The organism is Neisseria sp. N95_16, assembly GCF_002551535.2.
Lineage (GTDB): Bacteria > Pseudomonadota > Gammaproteobacteria > Burkholderiales > Neisseriaceae > Neisseria > Neisseria brasiliensis.
The window spans coordinates 1-19,349 of sequence record NZ_PDBT02000047.1 but is presented as its reverse complement, the minus strand read 5'-3'; the positions used below and the strand labels follow the sequence as shown (position 1 = coordinate 19,349).

The following is a 19,349-nucleotide window of genomic DNA, read 5'->3' as shown; positions in this document are numbered from 1 at the left end:
CCGCCGACCGAGAAAGACATTGGACTATGAGACACCGGGTGATCTGTTTTCAGCAGCCCTTGCCAATGGCATTTGAGCGTTGCACTTGAAATGCGAATGTAAGGCCGTCTGAAAAAATAGCGCTGTGGATATTTTCAGACGGCCTAAAGCATTATTTTGAATGAAAAGGCCGTCTGAAACCCTGTTGACAATAATCCTTGCTATACTTTTATTTCTCAACGTAATGCTGTTTTCAACCCCGCAAAAATTGCCGAAATCATGCCGAAAAAGAAATCCCTTGGCTATCGAATCGCCCACAAACTCAAACAAACCGAGCGGCTCTCCCGCAAAACCATGTCATTCGTCTTCCTGCTGGTCGGCTCTGCGCTGGTGGCGCTGACGGCGCTGCTGTTTGCGCACATGGCCGAATACGCGCTGGAACTGAATGCGCATTTGGTGCAGGAATACACGTGGTTTGCGTGGGTGGCTTTGCCGCTGGGTTTGCCGCTGATTGTATGGCTGACACGCCGTTACGCGCCTTATACCGTCGGCAGCGGCATTCCGCAGGTGCTGGCGTCGTTGAGCCTGCCGCACGGTGCGCAAAAAACGCGGCTGATTTCGCTCGGGCAAACCTTGCTGAAAATCCCGCTGACTTTTCTCGGCATGCTGGCCGGTGCATCCATCGGTCGTGAAGGGCCGTCGGTGCAGGTCGGCGCGGCGGTGATGACGGCGTGGGGTTCATGGTGTAAGAAACACAATCTTGCCTTTAAAGGCATGCAGGAAAACGATTTGATGGCTGCCGGTGCGGCCGGTGGTTTGGCGGCGGCGTTTAACGCGCCTTTGGCCGGTGTGGTGTTTGCCATTGAAGAGCTCGGTCGCGGCGTGTTGCTGCGCTGGGAACGACAAATTCTGCTGGGCGTATTGGCGGCGGGTTTTATTCAAGTGGCGATTCAAGGCAACAACCCACACTTTTCCGGCTTTCACGGCAGCGAATTGGACAATATGCTGACGTGGGTGCTGGCGGTGGGTTTGTTGTGTGGTGTCACCGGCGGCCTGTTCGCGCGCATGTTGTATAAAGGCGCGGCATCGTATGCACCGGAAAAAATCCGCGGCTGGATTCGTCGTCACCCACTGATGCTGGCCGCCATCATGGGCTTATTGCTGGCGGCTTTGGGTACGTTGTATCAAGGCCAAACCTACGGTACGGGCTATCACGAAGCCTCAGGCGCATTGCGCCGAATGTACGATGCGCCGGCGGGTGTGGCGGTGGCAAAATGGCTGGCGACGGTGTTTTCTTATTGGGCGGGTATTCCGGGTGGTATTTTCACGCCGTCGCTGACCATCGGTGCGATGTTGGGCGAACACATTGCCGCCATCGGCCAATTGGAAAGTGGTGTCAATGTGGTGGTGTTGCTGTGTATGGCCGGGTTCTTGGCCGGCGCGACTCAATCGCCGATTACTTCCAGCGTGGTGGTGATGGAAATGACCGGCGGGCAGAACCTTTTGTTTTGGCTGTTGATCGCCGCGATTTTCGCTTCGCAGGTATCGAGACAATTTTCACCGAAACCGTTTTACCATGCCGCCGGTGCAAGATTCAGACAGCGAGTAAAGGAAGAGTATCAGCAGCAACAAAGCAAAGCTTCGGAATCTTGATAAAAATTATTGTCTGATTTTTTAATTCATCATTATAGAATCAGCGCATCAGCGAAACGTACGCTTTCAATCCAAGGCCGTCTGAAAATCCTATCGGATTTTCAGACGGCCTTTTTTATCGGCATCTGTTTCTGTTGCGAGCAGCGAGGACAAACTTTGGCTGGAAATCATTTGCCGCTAAAAGCACAAATTTTTTGCCGGCAGTTTTGTTGCGGAAATGGAGAAAGCCAGCAATTTTATCTCAATATTCTGCCTGAAATACCGTCACCACTGATTTTTATAAACCCAAAGGCCGTCTGAAAACCGGAATCGATTTTCAGACGGCCTTTGCCAGGCCGACAAACGGATAGCGGCATTGGGTTTCCGCAACAAAGCGATTGTCCGTATCCGCAATGCGCAGGAGACGTTTGATTTCGCGGTGTTCAGGTTTGAACGGCTGTTTTGCGGCTTCAAATCCGGCCTTATTCGCTCATTACCGAATACACTTTGCCGCGGCGGACGTCGGGGGCGTCGATGATGTGTTGCAGCGCGGCGGCCAGGCCGTGGCGGCTCATGTAGCGGCTTGGCGGACCGGTGATGATTTCATGCAGGGCAAAATTGCTGTCTTCGCCGTTACTCAGGCCGCACGGACGGACGATGGTGTAGGCCAACCCGCTGTTTTTTAGTGCGTTTTCCGCTTCGGTTTTGGCCAGCACCGCTTCGCCGAGCACCTGTTTGAAGGTCTCGCTCATATGGTCGTATTGTTCGCCGCAACCCATGCTGGTGACCAATACAATGTGTGCGTCGGGGGCGTGTTGCTGCGCGGCTCGGATGATGTTGATGTTGCCCTCGGCATCGCTGCGCACGCCTTGTTCGTTTTTGCCGCCGACGAGGCTGACGATCAGTTGGGGACGGCTGTTGCGCACCGCTTCGGCGCAGTCGTTTGCGGACAGGGCGTCTGCATAGGCCGTCTGAACGCCGAGGGTGTCGAAAAAGCCGTCTTCGGGAGCTTTGCGCAATACGGCGGTGGTGTTTGCCGGGGCGAGCCGTTGCAGCAGTGCGCGGCCGGAAGCGCCGTTGGCGCCGAATACTAAAATCATGATGGCATCCTTTCGCGGCGGTGTTTAGGCAAACAGGGCGCGCATGGCGTCGATTTGTTTGGTTTTGAGTTCGCCGTTTTCGTCGCGGCCGACGTAGATTTTGAACATGGCGCCGCCCTGACGGTTGATGAAGTTGAGCGAAACGGTGGCTTTGCCCATAAACGGACGTTCGATCAGGTAGATGGCGGCGCAGTTTTCGTAATAAATGTGGCCGTGCACGCCGCCTTCTTCGGCATGTTCGAAATTGTAGAAGCCGCGGCCGATTTTGCCGCCTGGCAGTTTGGAGGTGACTTCGACGATGGCGTCCGGTGTGTGCGCGATAAAGGTCACGGCGTCATCCCATGCGGCGATGGCCTGTAAAATTTCGACGATGCGGCTGCCGTCGGTTTTTTTCACCAATTCCGGCGGCAGGCACTCGATGGCCTGCTCGAGCGAACATTGGTGCATGCCGGCCAGCATTTCCAGAATCTGACCAGGATTGTCGGCCAAGGTGTTGCGTAAAACGGTTTGCTGTTCGGCTGAAAGCGCTTGTGACATGGTGGTTTCCTTTTCATCGGTTTGCGGTAAGGCAAGCATGAGCTTGCGGGTGAGGGTGGGCGACCAGTAGCGGCCGCTGGTGTTCAGGCGGGCGATGCCGTCCGAACCTGTTTCAAGCAGCGAGGCGGCCTGCCATTGCTGCAATAATTTTCGGGCTTCGGCGTTGTCGGCAAACAGCGCGGTATTCAGACGGCCCAGTTCGATATCGTGTTGCACTTGCGCCAGAAGTTTTTTGTGGCGGCCGTTGCGGCTCACAAACGACAGGCTTTTGCTGCCTTCGGGCGTGGCCAGATAGCTGCGTAAGTCGCTCTGCACCTGATAGCTGAAGCCGCCGAAGTTGCCGCCTGCGCCCGAGCCGAACGCCAGGCACGGCATATCGGATTTGACCAGTTGGTTGTAGCGGTTGCGTTCGCCGCGTTCAGGGTAGGCAAAATGGTTGTTGCTGACCTGCTGCCAGCTCAATTCGTTCAGTCGGCCGACTGCATAAGCGTATTGCAATGACTGGCTGTCGAAGCCGGCCGGTTGGGCAAACGCGCCTTTTTCAATCATGCGGTTGATGGGCAGAAATGGATAAAGGTTGAATGCGTAAGTGTCCAAACCCGACAGCGGCAGTGCGGCGGCGGTTTCGATGTCTTGCTGCCAAATGTCGTCGGTTTGGCCCGGCAGACCGAAAATCAAGTCGGCCACGGTCACGGCATTCAAATCCGCCAGACGGCACAGGTATTCCGCCGCTTCTTCGCCGCCGTGTTTGCGTCCCAAACGTTTGCGGATGGCGGTGTTGAAGGTTTGCACGCCAATGGAGATGCGGTTGACGCCGGCTTCGACCGCCGCCCGCGCTTTGTCCAAATCAAAATGGCTCATGCGGCCTTCGAGCGTGAATTCGCAATCGTCGGCCAGTGGCAGATAGCGGTAGCAGGCTTCGACCAGACGCACCAAATCGGCTGTGTGCAGCGCCGTCGGGGTGCCGCCGCCGAAATATACCGCACGGATTTTGCCGCTGCCTTGGCGCACGGCCGATTCGCGTTGCAGTTCGCCGATGATTTTATCGGTGTAAACCGCGCTGTAACCGTCTTTCCACGCATTGCGGTAAAAGCCGCAAAATACGCAGTGGTTGGCGCAAAAGGGAATATGCAGATAAGCGAGGCCGTCTGAATCGAGCGCATGCGGCAGTGCTTGTTCGAATGTTTGCTGCCATTTCGGTTGCGGCAGCGGAATGCCGCCCCAAATCGGCATCAGCGCCTGACGTTCGGGAAAGGCTTTGGGTACGGCCTGTTTCGGTTGGAATTGTAGGGTTTGTAACATGATTTTTAAAATAAATAAGAATGATTGCTTTTATACCAAATTATCGGGAAAGAATTATTGATATAAGTCAATCGCCATGAAAACAATCATAAAATATGAATGTTAAACGCAGAAAATGCCCCGTTTGCCGTGTTTGGCAGCACAAGGCCGGTACGGTTGGCGTGTAGATTAGGACATAACGCTTGCATGTTGTTCAGGCTGATGATGGCCGCCTGAACAGCGGTTTGAAAGTGGGAAAATCAGTTGGGATTAAATATATAGAAGAGAATGGCAAAAGAGGTTTGGCGGCGGTGGGTGGCAGGACGGCGGTTTAAGTGCAGGCCGTCTGAAAACAGAGGCATGGTATTTTGCGCAGATTGCACAAAAGCTGCTTGTTGGTATTTGACTTCGGGATTGCCGCATTGCCAGTCGGACGCATTTGCCTTTGTTGCTGTTTTGACTAGACGCGCCAATCAAAACAGGCCGTCTGAAAACGCAGCTTTCAGACGGCCTGTTAACGGGAAGCGGCTTATGCGCGGATGCGTTCGCCGTTCCATGGCGCGACTTTAAACAGCAGCAGCATACCCGGTACGGCCAAGAAGAAACATAGCCAGAAGAAATTCACATAGCCCAGCCATTCGATGAGATAGCCGGTGGTGGCGTTGATAAACGTGCGTGGCACGGCGGCCAAGCTGGTGAACAGTGCCAATTGTGTGGCGGTAAACGCAGGGTTGGTTTCGCGCGCCATGTAGGCCACGAACGCGGCTGTGCCCAAGCCCACGCCGACGGCTTCTGCGCCAATCACACCGGCCAGCATAATGCGTTCGGTGGCGGTGACCACTTCAAATTTGCCGAATCCGGCCAGCCACACAAAGCCCAAAATCGTCACAATCTGCACCAAGCCAAACAGCCACAGGGCTTTGTTGATGCCCAGCTTCAGCATCCAAATGCCGCCGATGATGCCGAAAATCACCGCAGGCCACAGGCCGGCATTTTTGGCGATGATGCCGATGTCGGTTTTGCTGTAGCCCATGTCGAGATAAAACGGCGTGGCCAAGGCGGTGGCCATGCTGTCGCCGAGTTTATAAAGGAAAATAAACGCCAATACCAGCAGCGCCTGTTGCACGCCTTTACGCGTGAAAAATTCGCTGAAAGGTTCGACCACGGTTTGTTTGAAGGTGCGCGGCGCACTTGGCGGTAATTCCGGTTCGCGTGCTAAAAACAGCGTCATCAACAAGCCCGGAATCATAAACAGCGCGGTGATGATGAACACATTGTGCCACGGCATCATGTCGGCCAAAATCAGGCTGAGCGAGCCGGGCACTAAAGCGGCGATGCGGTAGGCGTTGACGTGAATGGCATTGCCCAAGCCCAATTCGCTGTCGGGCAGGATTTCGCGGCGAAAGGCATCCAACACAATATCCTGACTGGCCGAGAAAAACGCCACCACCACCGACAAACCCATGATAATCGCCATGTGCTGATGCGGATTCAAAAAGGCATAGGCCATCAAAGTCGCCAGCAAGCCGATTTGCGTCACCAGCATCCAGCCACGGCGGCGGCCGAGAAACGGCAGGCGCACGGCATCCATGATTGGCGACCAAATGAATTTCCAAGTAAACGGCAAACCGATTAAGGCAAACAGACCGATGGTTTTCAAATCGATGTGTTCGCTACGCAGCCATGCCGGAATCAGGTTGATGAGAAAATACAGCGGCAGGCCGGAGGTGAAACCGGTGAAAATACAGATCAGCATACGACGCGAGAAAATCTGCTTGAGCGTGCTGTTTTGAGATGAAGTCATGACGGGATTCTAACGATTTAATTAAGGCGGTATTGTAACAAAATCAGCCATATTGCAGGCCGTCTGAATGCAAAGATTCGTTTTAATTGAGGTCTTCGCAAAGCCTCATCAATAGCCAATCCATACTAAAAGGCCGTCTGAAACCTTGATTCGCGTTTCAGACGGCCTCGAAAGATATGGCAATTAGTTGCGCAAGCCCAATACATCTTGCATGTCGAACAAACCTTTTTGGCTGCTGACCCACACGGCGGCGCGTACGGCACCGGCGGCGAAGGTCATGCGGCTGCTGGCTTTGTGGGTGATTTCCACACGCTCGCCGTCGGTGGCGAACAATGCGGTGTGGTCGCCGACGATGTCGCCCGCGCGCACGGTGGCAAAACCGATGGTTGATGGATCGCGTGGGCCGGTGTGGCCTTCGCGGCCGTACACGGCGCATTCTTTCAGATCGCGGCCGAGTGCATCGGCAATTACTTCACCCATACGCAAGGCCGTGCCGCTTGGGGCATCGACTTTGTGGCGGTGGTGGCCTTCGATGATTTCGATGTCGTAGCCTTCGTTCAATACACGTGCAACGGTGTCGAGAATGTGAAAAGTCAGGTTCACGCCCACGCTGAAGTTGGCGGAGAACACCACGCCGATTTTGTCACCAGCGGCTTTAATCGCTGCTTTGCCTGCATCGTCAAAACCGGTGGTGCCGATGATGATGTTGACACCTTGTTCCACACATTTTTGCAGGTGTTTCAAGGTTGGCTCAGGGCGGGTGAAGTCGATTAACACATCGCTTTGCGCCAACACGGCATCTACATCGTCGGTGATGGTCACGCCGGTTTTCAAGCCTAAAGCAAAGCCGGCATCCAAGCCCAAGGCTTCGGAAGTGGAATGCTCGATGGCGCCGGATAACACGGTATCAGGGTGGTTGTTTACCGCTTCAACCAATACTTTGCCCATGCGGCCGTTCACGCCGGCGATGGCCACTTTTAATGCAGTCATGAATATTCCTTAAAATTATTGTGCGGCCGGGGCGGCAGCTTCGGCTGCGGCTTTTTGCTCCGCCTGCAAGGCTTCAATGGATTTTTGGATGGCGTTGCCTTCCGCTTTCACCAAGGCATTGTTTTGAAAATGCAAGGTCAGGTTGGATTGGTCTTTAATCACGCCGTTGCGGCTGGTGTTGAAGGTGTAGTCCCAGCGGTCGGCATGGAAAGCATCTTGCAACAAAGGCGTGCCCAACAGCAGCTGCACTTGGTCGCGGCTCATGCCCGGTTGCAAAGATACAACGGCACGCGGATCCAATTCGTTGCCTTGTACGACTTGTAATTTGTAAGAAGGGAAAAGGGATACGCGCTCGGCAGAACAAGCTGCCAAACCCAGCAGGGCGGCCAAGGCCAGACATAAGGTTTTATTCACGGTGTACCTTTCTATCGAAATCGGAAAAAGAAAACGCCATCATCGCTTGAATAAGTTTAAAAAGCAAACGATAGTCATCTTCAGAGTGGAAATTTAGGAAGATTGCCCCCATATCGTATTGAGATAATGAAGATAGTTTATTGAAAACCTTTATAATCTCATAGTGGGCAAGTGGCCTAAAAGTGCGTATTATAACGGTTATTAGACCACAGGGGTATTGAATACTATGGAAAATTTCAGCAATATTGCGCAATTGAAAGACAGCGGTTTGAAAGTAACCGGTCCGCGCCTGAAAATCTTAGACTTGTTTGAAACGCATGCCGAAGAGCATTTGAGTGCCGAAGACGTGTACCGCATTTTGCTGGACGAAGGCATTGAAATCGGCGTGGCTACGATTTACCGCGTGTTGACCCAATTTGAGCAAGCGGGCATTTTGCAACGCCACCATTTTGAAACCGGCAAAGCGGTTTATGAATTGGATAAAGGCGACCACCATGACCACATCGTCTGCGTAAAATGCGGCGTGGTAACCGAATTCCACAATGCAGAAATCGAAGCCTTGCAAGACAAAATCGCCGAAGAAAACGGCTACCGCATTGTTGACCATGCTCTGTATATGTATGGCATCTGCGCGGATTGCCAAGCTAAAAACAAACGCTAATCGTCATATTAATATTCAGACGCCTCATCATGATGTGAGGCCGTCTGAAATTTTTTAAACCTGAGACCTTTGCAAAACCCCAGGTTTGAGTGCAGTTCGAAGTTAGAGCAGCACAGAAAGCGCAGACATATCACAAAGATAGGCAAGCTTTCGAGCAGCGCATAACGAAGAAATGTGCCAAAGATGGGGATTTTGCAAAGGTCTCAGCCTAAGCAAAATGAACATTCCCTTTCTACCCCCACAAGATTACCGCTTTCCCAATCCCGATTACGCGTTGGCGCATTGCGACGGCTTGGTCGGCGTGAGCGCGGATTTGGACGAGGGGCGTTTGCTGTCGGCTTATCGCGGCGGCATTTTTCCGTGGTTTTCTGAAAATGGGTTGTTTTACTGGTTCGCTACCGCACCGCGCACGGTGTTGTTTCCCGAAAAAATCCACATCGGCAAATCCTTAGCCAAAACCTTGCGCAACAAGCCTTATGTGGTGAGCGTGAACCAAGATTTTGCCGCCGTAGTCGGCCATTGCGCCGCCGTGTCGCGACCGGAGCAAAGCGGCACATGGATTGCGCCCGAGTTTCAGACGGCCTATGCACGTTTGCACGACATTGGTCACGCGCATTCGTTTGAATGTTGGTATCCCAACGAACAAGGCCGTCTGAAACTGGCGGGCGGCTTTTACGGCGTGCAAATCGGGCGCGTGTTTTACGGCGAATCCATGTTTGCCTTGGCGCCTGATGCGTCCAAAATCGCCTTTGCCTGTGCCGTGCCTTATTTGGCGGAACGAGGCATTGCATTGATTGACTGCCAGCAAGACACCGCACACTTGGCGCGCTTTGGTTCGGAGCAAATCGAATTTCATGATTTTCAGACGGCCTTACACAGGCTAAACGCCATGCCGTTGCCGAAGCCCATTGGTTGTGAAGTGGTGCGGACGACGCTTTGAATGATGAGAACGCCACACACTTTTCAGACGGCCTAATCACGCTAATAGCTGACGAAAGCGCGTTTACATGGCAAAATAATGCGTTAGAACATTGCAACAGGCCGTCTGAAACCATGTTATGCGTTCAGACGGCCTCAACCCCCACTTAACAAGGAATCAACATGTCATTGCAAAACATCATCGAAACCGCGTTTGAAAACCGCGCCGACATCACCCCGACCAGCGTGACCCCTGAAGTCAAAGAAGCCGTATTGGAAACATTGCGCCAATTGGATTCAGGCGAATTGCGCGTGGCCGAGCGCGAGAGCGTGGGCAAATGGAAAGTCAACGAATGGGCGAAAAAAGCCGTGTTGCTGTCTTTCCGCATTCAAGACAACGAAGTGTTGAATGACGGTGTGAACAAATATTTCGACAAAGTGCCGACTAAATTTGCCGATTGGTCTGAAGAAGAATTCCAAGCTGCCGGTTTCCGCGCGGTGCCGGGTGCCGTAGCACGTCGCGGCAGCTTCGTGGGCAAAAATGTGGTGTTGATGCCATCATATGTAAACATCGGCGCGTATGTTGATGAAGGCGCGATGGTGGACACTTGGGCGACTGTCGGTTCTTGCGCGCAAATCGGTAAAAACGTGCACTTGTCAGGCGGCGTGGGCATCGGCGGCGTATTGGAGCCGTTGCAAGCCAGCCCGACCATTATCGAAGACAACTGCTTCATCGGCGCACGTTCTGAAATCGTTGAAGGCGTGATTGTGGAAGAAGGCAGCGTGATTTCTATGGGCGTGTTCATCGGTCAATCAACCAAAATCTTGGATCGTGAAACCGGCGAAATCTACCAAGGCCGCGTACCTGCCGGTTCAGTGGTGGTATCGGGCAGCATGCCTTCTGCCGACGGCAGCCACAGCCTGTATTGCGCCGTGATTGTGAAAAAAGTGGACGCGCAAACCCGCGCCAAAACCAGCGTGAACGAATTGTTGCGCGGTGTGTAATCAGCGTTGATTTGACACATGAATAAAAAGGCCGTCTGAAAGATTTTCTTTCAGACGGCCTTTTATATGGTTTGTGCTTAAACAACGAGAGAGCTTTGCAAAGTTCATTCGAATGCCAGAACACACATAAGTGTCGTCATTCCCGCGTAGGCGGGAATCCATTTTTGAGTGAAGCAATCTATTGAATAAAAAAGTTTCTTAAATATTAAGATGGATTCCCGCCTACGCGGGAATGACGGCAGCTTTGGTTGTTGTTGGCTATGGAGTTTTACAAAGGGCTCAAAGAATCAGCTTTGCTGACACTTGCGGTAAAAACGAATCAAACCATTCGTCGAACTGTCGTGCGCCAAATCATCGTTTTGCTTCAATTCAGGCTCGATGTTTTTTGCCAGCACTTTACCGTATTCCACGCCCCATTGGTCGAACGGGTTAATCCCCCAAATCACACCTTCGGCAAAGGTGCGGTGTTCGTAAGCGGCCATCAGCATGCCTAAGTTAAACGGTGTCAGGCGGTCAATCAAAAAGCTGTTGCTTGGGCGGTTGCCCGGGAATTCTTTGTGCGGCGCGAGTGCTTCGCGTTCGGCTTCGGGTAGGTCAGCCAATTCGGCGCGCGCTTCTTCCAGCGTTTTGCCCTTCATCAGCGCTTCGGCTTGGGCAAAAGCATTGGCAACGGTGAAGCGGTGTTGGCGGCCGACTTGGTGCGGCGTGGTCATCGGCACGATGAAATCAACCGGAATCAGGCGCGTGCCTTGGTGCAGCAGTTGGAAATAGGCATGCTGGCAGTTGACGCCTTCTTCGCCGAACACGATGCCGCCGGTTTTGTGGCCGACTTTTTCACCGTCAATGGTGCGGCTTTTGCCGCAGCTTTCCATGTCCAATTGGTTGAGCCATGCGGGGAAGCGGCGCATGTTGTGGCTGTACGGCACGGCGGTGTGGCCGTCTGAACCGTAAAAATTGTTGTACCAAACATGCAGCAAGGCCATCAATACGGGAATATTGTGGCGCAATGGGGCGTTGAAGAAATGTTCGTCCATGGCGTGGGCGCCGCTTAAAAATTCGCGGAAACGTGTTTCACCCACCGCCACCATCAAAGGCAGGCCGATGGTTGACCACACGGAATAGCGGCCGCCGACCCAGTCGAACATAGCAAATACGCGTTCGGCCGGAATGCCGAAGTTTTCAGCAGCGGCGACATCGCTTGAAATGGCGCAGAAATGGCGTGCAATGCCCGATTCAGGCAAGCCGGCGGCTTTATACCATTGGCGCGCGGCATGAGCGTTGAGCAGGGTTTCGGGGGTACCGAAGGATTTGCTGGCGATGCTGAAGACGGTGGTTTCGGGATTGAGTTGTTCCAGCTTTTGCGCGATGTCGGCATCGTCGGAATTGCTGATGAAATGTACGCGCACGTTTTTGCGGTAGTCATACAGCGATTGCGCGCACATTTGCGGGCCCAAATCCGAGCCGCCGATGCCGATGTGGACGAAATCGGTGATGCGTTTGCCGGTGATGCCGGTGTGGTTGCCGCTGATGATGCTCTCGGCAAAGGCCAAGGCGCGGTCAAGTTCGTGATGGAGCTTGGGGATGATGTTTTCACCGTCAACCATAATCGGCGCAGCGTTTTCAGACGACCTTAAGGCAGTGTGTAGGGCGGCGCGTTGTTCGCTGGTGTTGATTTTGTCGCCGCGCTGCATGGCCTGCATGGCTTCGGGCAGCTTGGCGGCTTCAGCCAGTTGACATAAAAGAACAAGTGTTTCGTCGTTAACGCGGTTTTTGCTGTAATCGAATAACAAGCCGTGTAAGGTTTCGTGCATGTTGTCAAAACGCTGCACATCTTCGGCAAATTGGTCGCGCATGTGGATGTTGGCGGTGGCCTGTTGATGCTCGGCAAGCTGTTGCCATGCTTCGGAGAACGTCATATTTTATCCTTCGGCTAAATAACGGCAGGGACAAATCTACTCAAACTTTAATCAATTCAGGCTAAAGCGATTTATTTAGCTCATTGAATTGCCGTCTGAAAATAAAATTATACTATGTTAACAAATCATAGGCGGGGATTGTTGCAAAATTGTGATAATCGGATTCATTTTGATGAAATCAGGTAAAAGCCTTTTTAAAACGCAATGATTGTGCGTGTGTAGTGGCTTGTAGTGTAACAAAATTTTAAAAGGTGGGTAACTTGGTCTTTTAAAAAGCAAAAATATTGAAACAACATGCGTAAAAATGGGGTTGTTGCTTGATTCCTGTCAATGTTTTGTTAAAGAGTGTTATGACATCGATGACCGCTGTGCTATTCTGCGTAATATTATTGAAATAAATCAGGTTCGGAAGTCGTAAGATGGCTACAATTTACGATGTTGCCGTTCGGGCGGGGGTGTCGCCGAAGACGGTCAGCCGGGTGATTAACGGTGATGCGCCGGTCAGCGACAAAACGCGTGCCAAAGTGGAAACGGCCATTGCGGCCTTGGGTTACATCCCGTCATCAGCGGCCAGAGTGATGCGCTCCAGCCGTTCGGGGATTGTGGGGCTGATTACCGGCGCGATTTCGCGGGTGGGTGAGGCCAACCGCATTCATGGTTTGCTCGATGTGTTTTTGATGAAAGGCATTCAGCAAAGCATACGGGCACAAGGCAAAACCTTGATGATTGCCGACATCGACAACCGAGCCGATATTGAACCTTTAATCCGTACCTTTATGGAACACCGCGCCGAAGGCATTTTGTATGTGGCGCAATATCATCAGGAAGTGGTGCTGCCCGATGTCAGCCATGCCTGCCCGATTGTGTTGGTGAATTGCTTCGATAAAATCGGCACGCCGTCGGTTTTGCCTGATGATGAACAAGGACAATATGATTTGGTGCGCCGGATCATCCGCCACGGGCACAGCCGTATTGCGTATGTGACCTTGCAGCCGGGTATTGAAGCCACACCTTTGCGTGTGGCCGGCTACCGCCGCGCTTTGGCCGATGCCGGTATCGCGTTTGATGCCGATTTGGTGCAGACCGGCTATGCCGATTTTGATTATGACAGTGCGCCTTTGGTGGCGGCGATTGTGAAATTATTGGCGTTGCCGCAGCCGCCGACGGTGATTTGCTGCGGCAATGATGAAATGGCGGTGCGGGTGTACGGTATTCTGCGTACGCGCGGTTTGCGGGTCGCCGTCGTCCGTATTTCTTGATTGGCGCAATCGGTTGTAGCTTGTGTCTGTTTATTTATCCGCACGTGACCGCGTTGTGGGTGGCTGTTTTGCTGTTGTGGCTGTTGGACATTTCCAATAATACCGCGATGGAACCGTTCCGCGCCTTTATCGCCGATACCGTGCCGGAGCACCAACAAGCCAGCGGTTTCTTGATGCAATCTGTGTTTACCGGTTTGGGTATTACCTTGGCCAACGTGTCGCTGTATATCTTCCAGCAAATCGGCTGGTTACAGCAGACTTCTGAAGCTGGCATTCCTTACTGGGTATTCGGTTCGTTCTATATTGGTGCCGTGTGTTCGATTGGTTCGGTGCTGGTGACCGTGTTGTCTACGCCTGAACACGAGCCTTCTGCCGAAGAAATGGCTGCCCTGCGTGCGAAAAAAGAGCAATCTGCCATCGCCGAAATCTTTATTGCGATTAAAGAAATGCCGTTTGCTTTGTGGCAATTGGCTTTGGTTTACTTGTTCCAATGGTATGCGCTGTTTATCTACTGGCAATGCATTTCACACAGTATTGTGCAATCGGTGTGGAACTCGACTTCTGCCGACAAAGCCGCTTACGAACAAGCCGTGGCATGGACCGGTTTGGTCAACGGTTTTTACAACATCGTCACCTTCATTTCCGCTTTCGGCCTGATGTGGATGGCGAAAAAATACGCCGCCAAATACGTGCATGCGTTTGCCGTAACATTGGCTGCCTTGGCGTTGCTGGCCATTCCGCACATCAGCAACAAATATCTGATGTTCGCCCCGATGATCGGTTTCGGTATTGGTTGGGCGTCGATGATGGGTGTGCCGTTTATGATTGTGGTGCATGCGATTCCGAAAGAGCGTTACGGCGTGTATATGGGTATTGTGAACATGACGATCGTGATTCCAATGCTGATCGAAACCGTGACTTTCGGTTGGATTTACGACACCTTCTTGGGTTCAAATCCGGCCAACGCCATGACTTTTGCCGGCGTATTCTTGGCGATTGCCGCCTTCCTGACCTTGTTGATTAAAACCACCAACAAGCCTGCCGGTGTAGAAAATAATGCGGCGTAATTAAAAGCCGTTAAGAGCAAGGCCGTCTGAAATATTTCAGACGGCCTTGTGTTATGTTAAATCCACGTCAAACACACCACGTAAAGCATTGCTCAAGCAAATTCTTTCGGCGCGGTGCAGCATATCGCGCGTGATGTGGCTCTCAAGCACTTTGTCCGTGTGCAGATACTGCTGCGGATGGTCTAACACTTCCTGTCGCATCACGCCGTTGAGAATAGATAAATCCAAAGCAGGGGTATGCCACTCGCCGTCGATTTTGATAAACACATTGCTGCGGCCACCTTCGAGCAACAGGCCGTCTGAATTGAAAAACAGTGCATCAAATGCGCCTTGTTCGGCAGCGTGTTGCCATGCGTGGTCGAAACACTCGCGGCGGGTGGTTTTGAAGCGGCGCAGGGCATCGCGATTTGGTAAAACATCATCGCTGATGATGACCGACTGCCTGCCGGCCAGTTCGGCCAATGGCGCGTGCGTAAACACCAGTTCGCCCTTGTTTTCAGGCAGTAGCGCGATTTTCAAACGCTGCGTTTCAGACGGCATCTGCGCCAGATAATCATGGATTTGTGCGGCAAAATCCGCATTTAAAGGCAGATTCAAGGCTTGCGCCGATGCATTCAGACGGCCTAAATGCCGTGCCAATAAAGCGCATTGGTTTTGCTCGATGCGCAGTGTTTCAAAAATACCGAAATCCGGCCGCAAATCGGTGAGAAAACGCGCTTTCCAGCCGCATTCCGCCCATTCCGCTTCGGCTTGGCTGTCGATGACAATCCCCGAGCCGACACCGTATTCGGCGTGAAAATTAGCAGCGGATGTTTGATTTTCAGACGGCCTGAGTGTCAATGTGCGGATCACTACGTTCAACACGCCTTCAAAGCCCAAGCCGCTGCCGCAAGGATTGAGAAAACCGATGCTGCCGGTGTATAAGCCGCGTGGTGCGGTTTCAAGCTGATTGATGAGACTCATGCTCATGCGTTTGGGCGCACCGGTAATCGAGCCGCAGGGGAAGGCCGCGCGGAAAATATCGGCGGCGCGGGTGTGCGGCTGCGCTTGTGCTTCAATCGCGCTGGTCATCTGCCACACGCTGCCAAACTGCGATACCTTGAACGGCTCCGGTACACACACGGAGCCGGTTTGTGCGATTTTGCCCAAATCGTTGCGCAATAAATCGACAATCATGATGTTTTCAGCGCGGTTTTTTGGGTCGTTGCGTAATTCGGCGGCGCGTTGCGCATCGTGGCCGTCGTTTAAAATCGGCGCCGTGCCTTTCATCGGTTCGGTGGTGATGAGGCCGTCTGAAGCGATGTTGAGAAAAAGCTCGGGCGAAAAACACAAAGTCCACATATCGAGGCCGTCTGAATCGGGCAGGTGGCATAAGGCGGCATAAGGCACGGGCTGACGCAAGCGCCGGTATAAGTCAATCGGGTTGCCGTAGGTGTCGAAATGCAGGCGGGTGGTATAGTTGATTTGATAAGTGTCGCCACGGCGGATGGCTTCGTGAATCTCGCTGATGGCGTGCAGATAATCGGTTTTAGAAACATTATTTTGCGGCGTGCTGATGCCGCAGAATAGGCCGTCTGAATGCGTGTCGAGCCATGCTGGTGCATCTACCGCTTCGCAGTTGGCAAACCAATGCACGGCTAAGCAGCCGCTGTGTTCGGCAGGCAGGTTTAATAATGGCAAGCCGAAAGCGTAGTCTGCACACAACAGCGCAAACCAGCCGTTTTGCCAACCTTGCTGCAAAATATCATCCAGCGTATCGAGCTGGTGCGCGGATAAAAAATGGCTTTGTTGATGATTTTGATAGAGTTTTGCCCGACCGGAAACGGCATCGTCGAGAAGTGCGAAAAAAGACATGATGACAACAGATAAGTGAATTGATTATACACTAAATTTACATAAATTAGCAGAGGAAAACCGACGCTTCATAAATTTGTAAGATTATGTAGGCTGAAGGCGTGGAAACGCGTTAAAATAAGCGTGAAAAGAAATTATACCACTAAAAAACCTTTTCCATGATAGGAGTTAAGATGACAGAAACACAATTGCAACCTTTTGAAGAAGTCAAAACCGATGTAGCGGAAGATAAATTGGAAGTTTTTGAGAAAACCGTATTGGAATACGAAGGTCAAGTGACCTCAGAAGATTCCAATTCCGCGCCTTTGCCGGAAAGCTATCCTTACCGCCAACGCATGCGCCGTGCCGTGTATGAGCGTGAAAAGAAAAAGCTGCAAATCGAATTGCTGAAAGTGCAAAGCTGGGTCAAAGAATCCGGCCAGCGCATTGTCTGCCTGTTTGAAGGCCGTGATGCCGCAGGTAAGGGCGGCACCATCAAACGCTTTATGGAACACTTAAATCCGCGTGGCGCACGTGTGGTGGCTTTGGAAAAACCAACTACCACCGAACGCGGCCAATGGTATTTCCAGCGTTACATCACCAACCTGCCGACTGCCGGTGAAATTGTTTTTTTCGACCGCTCATGGTACAACCGCGCCGGTGTCGAGCGGGTGATGGGCTTTTGCGAGCCAAACGAATATCTGCTGTTTATGCGCCAAGCGCCTGAATTCGAGCGCATGCTGGTGGCCAGTGGGATCCATTTGTTTAAGTTTTGGTTCTCCGTGAGCCGCGAAGAACAATTGCGCCGCTTCATTTCCCGCCGCGACGACCCGCTGAAACATTGGAAACTTTCACCTGTGGACATCCAATCGCTCGACCGTTGGGACGACTACACCGAAGCCAAAGACGCCATGTTCTTCCACACCCACACCGGCGATGCGCCATGGACGATTATCCGTTCCGACGACAAAAAACGCGCGCGTCTGAACTGTATCCGCCATTTCTTGCACAGCTTGGATTATCCGGGCAAAGATGAAAAAGCCATCGGCAAAGTTGACGACAAAATCATCTTGTCGCCTAATGTGCGCTACCAACAACAGCAAATTGAAATCGGTCACGATTAATCTGCGCTGAAGTAATGTTCAAGGCCGTCTGAAACCTGATTGGGTTTCAGACGGCCTTTCTTTATTCGGCGTTTTATATTCTTTACTCTCCCAGCAAATTATCCTGCGCATTGTCCACCAAGCGTTTATCCAACTGCTTGCCTGCTTTCACACCGAGCAGACGCAATTTCTCGGCGCGGTTGACCAAGTTGCCGCGGCCTTCGGTGAGCTGTTTGTAGGCCGTCTGAAATTGGTTTTGCGCTTGCTCGAGGTTTTTGCCCACACCGTCTAAAGTGGCAACAAAGCCGACAAATTTGTCATACAGCTTGCCGCCTTCTTCGGCAATCGCCAGCGCGTTTTGGTTTTGCTGTTCGTTGCGCCAGATATTGGCGACGGTGCGTAAGGTGGCGAGCAGGGTGCTGGGGCCGACCAGCATGATGCGTTTGTCGAAGCATTCTTGAAACAAATTACCATCATGTTGCAGCGCGAGCAGGTAGGCCGGTTCGACCGGGATAAACATAAACACAAAATCCAGCGTGTTCACGCCTTCCAAATCGGTGTAATCCTTGCGCGACAAGGCTTTGATGTGGGTGCGGATGCTGGCGGTGTGGGCGGCCAGTTCGCGTGCGGCTTCCTCGGGCTGCTGCGCCTGCACATAGCGCGTGTAGGCGGTGAGCGAGACTTTGGCGTCAATGACGATTTGTTTGTTGTCGGGCAGGTTGATTAACACATCGGGCTGCAGGCGGCGGGTGCTGCCGTCTTCTTCTGTGCGTGTGGTGGCGGCTTGGATGATGTATTCGCGCCCTTTTTGCAGACCGGAATTTTCCAGCACCGTTTCCAAAATCATTTCGCCCCAGTTGCCCTGCGTTTTGTTTTGCGTGCCAGTGAGCGCGTCGGTCAGGGCTTTGGCATCGTGGTGAAGCTGGGCATTGAGGCTTTGCAAACGTTTAAGCTCGTTTTCCAAGGTCAGGCGCTCGCGGGCTTCTTTTTCGTAGGTGTTTTGCACCAGCTCGCTGAAGCCGTGAATGCGTTCGTTAAGAGGGTGCAGCAGCTGCCCCAAATGCTCGCGGTTTTGCTCGGTGAAGCGGCGGCTTTTTTCTTCCAGAATTTGGTTGGCAAGATTATGGAATTGGTCGCTCAGGCTTTGGCGCGCTTCGGTCAGCAGCAGAAGCTTGTCGTCGGCGGCTTGGCGTTCCTGCTCGATTTGGGTGTAGAGACGCTCGTTGCGGATTTGCAGATTTTGCACGGTTTGCTGCAAATCTTGATAATCCTGTTTCAGACGGCCTGCTTCGTCTTCGCGCTGCTGCAAATATTCGATTTGCTGGCAGGCGGCGGCAAAGCGGCTGTGCAGCTCTTGGGTTTCAGTGTGCAAATCTTGAATTTCGCGGCGGCTGTCGGCCAGTTCGGCTTCGGTGTGGGTAAGTGCTTGCGTGGCAAACTCATGCTGCTGCGTGCGTTCGGCAAGCTGTTGGCGCAGCGCAAACTGCTGCGCTTGCGCGGCATGACGGGTAAAAAGCCATGCCATCAGCGCGCCTAGCAATAAAGCGGCCAGCGCGGTGGCAATCAGATAGAGGCTGAAATCGGACATATGAGGCCGTCTGAAAAAAGAATGATGAAACGCTGAACTATAGCATGTTTAAGGAAAGCTTTCAGACGGCCTTTACCTGCAAGTGTGAAACTTTCATCATGATGGAAACTAAACTGGTGTCTTGATGGGCGGGCGTCAGGGGAGGGGGTGATATTCTGGGTGCTAGGGCGTGTCCCTAATTTGAATAAGCCCAAAAGAGCCCTATTTTAACCCTATATTCCAACGAAATATAGGCAAACACAAACAATGGCGAGAACCGCAA

16 protein-coding genes and 1 pseudogene are annotated in these 19,349 nt (G+C 52.5%); 8 read left to right on the top strand and 9 right to left on the bottom strand.

The features are described from left to right. The first annotated feature begins 258 nt into the window (after window positions 1-258). Window positions 259-1,632, top strand: a complete 1,374-nt coding sequence (locus CRG49_RS08400; protein ID WP_095501758.1) for a chloride channel protein — start codon at window positions 259-261, stop codon at window positions 1,630-1,632. 461 nt (window positions 1,633-2,093) lie between these two features. Here CRG49_RS08400 and CRG49_RS08395 read toward each other — a convergent pair whose 3' ends face one another. The 6 genes from CRG49_RS08395 to CRG49_RS08370 form a co-directional block, all read right to left on the bottom strand. Continuing rightward, on the bottom strand, window positions 2,094-2,711 hold the full coding sequence (locus tag CRG49_RS08395) for an NAD(P)H-binding protein (protein ID WP_095501757.1): 618 nt from the start codon (window positions 2,709-2,711) through the stop codon (window positions 2,094-2,096). A 24-nt stretch (window positions 2,712-2,735) separates the two neighbouring features. Next, window positions 2,736-4,550, bottom strand: coding sequence for a heme anaerobic degradation radical SAM methyltransferase ChuW/HutW (hutW, locus tag CRG49_RS08390; RefSeq protein ID WP_095501756.1), 1,815 nt, complete (start codon window positions 4,548-4,550; stop codon window positions 2,736-2,738). A gap of 239 nt (window positions 4,551-4,789) precedes the next feature. Beyond that, window positions 4,790-5,002, bottom strand: coding sequence for a hypothetical protein (locus tag CRG49_RS08385; RefSeq protein ID WP_095501755.1), 213 nt, complete (start codon window positions 5,000-5,002; stop codon window positions 4,790-4,792). Between the two features lie 56 nt (window positions 5,003-5,058). Next, entirely contained in the window at window positions 5,059-6,333 is a 1,275-nt protein-coding gene (locus CRG49_RS08380) for an AmpG family muropeptide MFS transporter (RefSeq protein ID WP_195690067.1), read from the bottom strand. Between the two features lie 183 nt (window positions 6,334-6,516). Then, window positions 6,517-7,323 (bottom strand): 4-hydroxy-tetrahydrodipicolinate reductase, encoded by an 807-nt coding sequence (gene dapB / locus CRG49_RS08375; protein WP_095501753.1) that lies wholly within the window; start codon window positions 7,321-7,323, stop codon window positions 6,517-6,519. A 15-nt stretch (window positions 7,324-7,338) separates the two neighbouring features. After that, complete coding sequence (locus CRG49_RS08370; RefSeq protein ID WP_095501752.1) at window positions 7,339-7,737, bottom strand: outer membrane protein assembly factor BamE; 399 nt, start codon at window positions 7,735-7,737, stop codon at window positions 7,339-7,341. Window positions 7,738-7,954: 217 nt separating this feature from the next. Between CRG49_RS08370 and fur the strand changes: the two genes are divergently transcribed. The 4 genes from fur to dapD all read left to right on the top strand — a co-directional run bounded on the left by fur (window position 7,955) and on the right by dapD (window position 10,321). After that, window positions 7,955-8,398, top strand: coding sequence for a ferric iron uptake transcriptional regulator (fur, locus tag CRG49_RS08365; RefSeq protein WP_304528861.1), 444 nt, complete (start codon window positions 7,955-7,957; stop codon window positions 8,396-8,398). A 217-nt stretch (window positions 8,399-8,615) separates the two neighbouring features. After that, window positions 8,616-9,338 (top strand): leucyl/phenylalanyl-tRNA--protein transferase, encoded by a 723-nt coding sequence (gene aat / locus CRG49_RS08360; protein ID WP_095501750.1) that lies wholly within the window; start codon window positions 8,616-8,618, stop codon window positions 9,336-9,338. Next, the gene (locus CRG49_RS13165) at window positions 9,335-9,487 is read left to right on the top strand and encodes a hypothetical protein (RefSeq protein ID WP_154143226.1); all 153 of its coding nucleotides are present in this window, start codon (window positions 9,335-9,337) and stop codon (window positions 9,485-9,487) included. Before aat ends, CRG49_RS13165 begins: the two co-directional genes overlap by 4 nt. Window positions 9,488-9,499: 12 nt before the next feature. After that, window positions 9,500-10,321 carry a 2,3,4,5-tetrahydropyridine-2,6-dicarboxylate N-succinyltransferase gene (dapD, locus tag CRG49_RS08355; protein WP_095501749.1) on the top strand — a complete coding sequence of 274 codons (822 nt, stop codon included), beginning with the start codon at window positions 9,500-9,502 and terminating at the stop codon, window positions 10,319-10,321. Window positions 10,322-10,608: 287 nt separating this feature from the next. Here dapD and pgi read toward each other — a convergent pair whose 3' ends face one another. Continuing rightward, entirely contained in the window at window positions 10,609-12,237 is a 1,629-nt protein-coding gene (gene pgi / locus CRG49_RS08350) for a glucose-6-phosphate isomerase (RefSeq protein WP_095501748.1), read from the bottom strand. 419 nt (window positions 12,238-12,656) lie between these two features. Between pgi and CRG49_RS08345 the strand changes: the two genes are divergently transcribed. Next, on the top strand, window positions 12,657-13,496 hold the full coding sequence (locus tag CRG49_RS08345) for a LacI family DNA-binding transcriptional regulator (RefSeq protein WP_229436909.1): 840 nt from the start codon (window positions 12,657-12,659) through the stop codon (window positions 13,494-13,496). Further along, window positions 13,472-14,563 (top strand): annotated as a pseudogene (locus CRG49_RS08340) (MFS transporter); the annotation flags it as partial. The gene CRG49_RS08345 and the pseudogene CRG49_RS08340, both read left to right, overlap by 25 nt. Window positions 14,564-14,614: 51 nt before the next feature. Here the strand turns inward: CRG49_RS08340 and CRG49_RS08335 are convergent. Further along, on the bottom strand, window positions 14,615-16,417 hold the full coding sequence (locus CRG49_RS08335; RefSeq protein ID WP_095501747.1) for a bifunctional chorismate-binding protein/class IV aminotransferase: 1,803 nt from the start codon (window positions 16,415-16,417) through the stop codon (window positions 14,615-14,617). A 173-nt stretch (window positions 16,418-16,590) separates the two neighbouring features. Here CRG49_RS08335 and ppk2 point away from each other — a divergent pair, with 173 nt between their 5' ends. Then, window positions 16,591-17,520 (top strand): polyphosphate kinase 2, encoded by a 930-nt coding sequence (gene ppk2 / locus CRG49_RS08330; RefSeq protein WP_095501746.1) that lies wholly within the window; start codon window positions 16,591-16,593, stop codon window positions 17,518-17,520. An 82-nt stretch (window positions 17,521-17,602) separates the two neighbouring features. Here ppk2 and rmuC read toward each other — a convergent pair whose 3' ends face one another. Then, window positions 17,603-19,087, bottom strand: a complete 1,485-nt coding sequence (gene rmuC, locus CRG49_RS08325; protein WP_095501745.1) for a DNA recombination protein RmuC — start codon at window positions 19,085-19,087, stop codon at window positions 17,603-17,605. Between the last annotated feature and the right edge of the window lie 262 nt (window positions 19,088-19,349).

Bases quoted from the DNA above. Each gene is read 5' to 3' on its own strand.
- CRG49_RS08345 (WP_229436909.1), top strand. From the start codon at position 12,657: ATGGCTACAATTTACGATGTTGCCGTTCGGGCGGGGGTGTCGCCGAAG.
- dapB (WP_095501753.1), bottom strand. From the start codon at position 7,323: ATGACTGCATTAAAAGTGGCCATCGCCGGCGTGAACGGCCGCATGGGC.
- hutW (WP_095501756.1), bottom strand. From the start codon at position 4,550: ATGTTACAAACCCTACAATTCCAACCGAAACAGGCCGTACCCAAAGCC.
- CRG49_RS08335 (WP_095501747.1), bottom strand. From the start codon at position 16,417: ATGTCTTTTTTCGCACTTCTCGACGATGCCGTTTCCGGTCGGGCAAAA.
- ppk2 (WP_095501746.1), top strand. From the start codon at position 16,591: ATGACAGAAACACAATTGCAACCTTTTGAAGAAGTCAAAACCGATGTA.
- CRG49_RS08380 (WP_195690067.1), bottom strand. From the start codon at position 6,333: ATGACTTCATCTCAAAACAGCACGCTCAAGCAGATTTTCTCGCGTCGT.
- pgi (WP_095501748.1), bottom strand. From the start codon at position 12,237: ATGACGTTCTCCGAAGCATGGCAACAGCTTGCCGAGCATCAACAGGCC.
- CRG49_RS08395 (WP_095501757.1), bottom strand. From the start codon at position 2,711: ATGATTTTAGTATTCGGCGCCAACGGCGCTTCCGGCCGCGCACTGCTG.
- rmuC (WP_095501745.1), bottom strand. From the start codon at position 19,087: ATGTCCGATTTCAGCCTCTATCTGATTGCCACCGCGCTGGCCGCTTTA.
- CRG49_RS08400 (WP_095501758.1), top strand. From the start codon at position 259: ATGCCGAAAAAGAAATCCCTTGGCTATCGAATCGCCCACAAACTCAAA.
- dapD (WP_095501749.1), top strand. From the start codon at position 9,500: ATGTCATTGCAAAACATCATCGAAACCGCGTTTGAAAACCGCGCCGAC.
- aat (WP_095501750.1), top strand. From the start codon at position 8,616: ATGAACATTCCCTTTCTACCCCCACAAGATTACCGCTTTCCCAATCCC.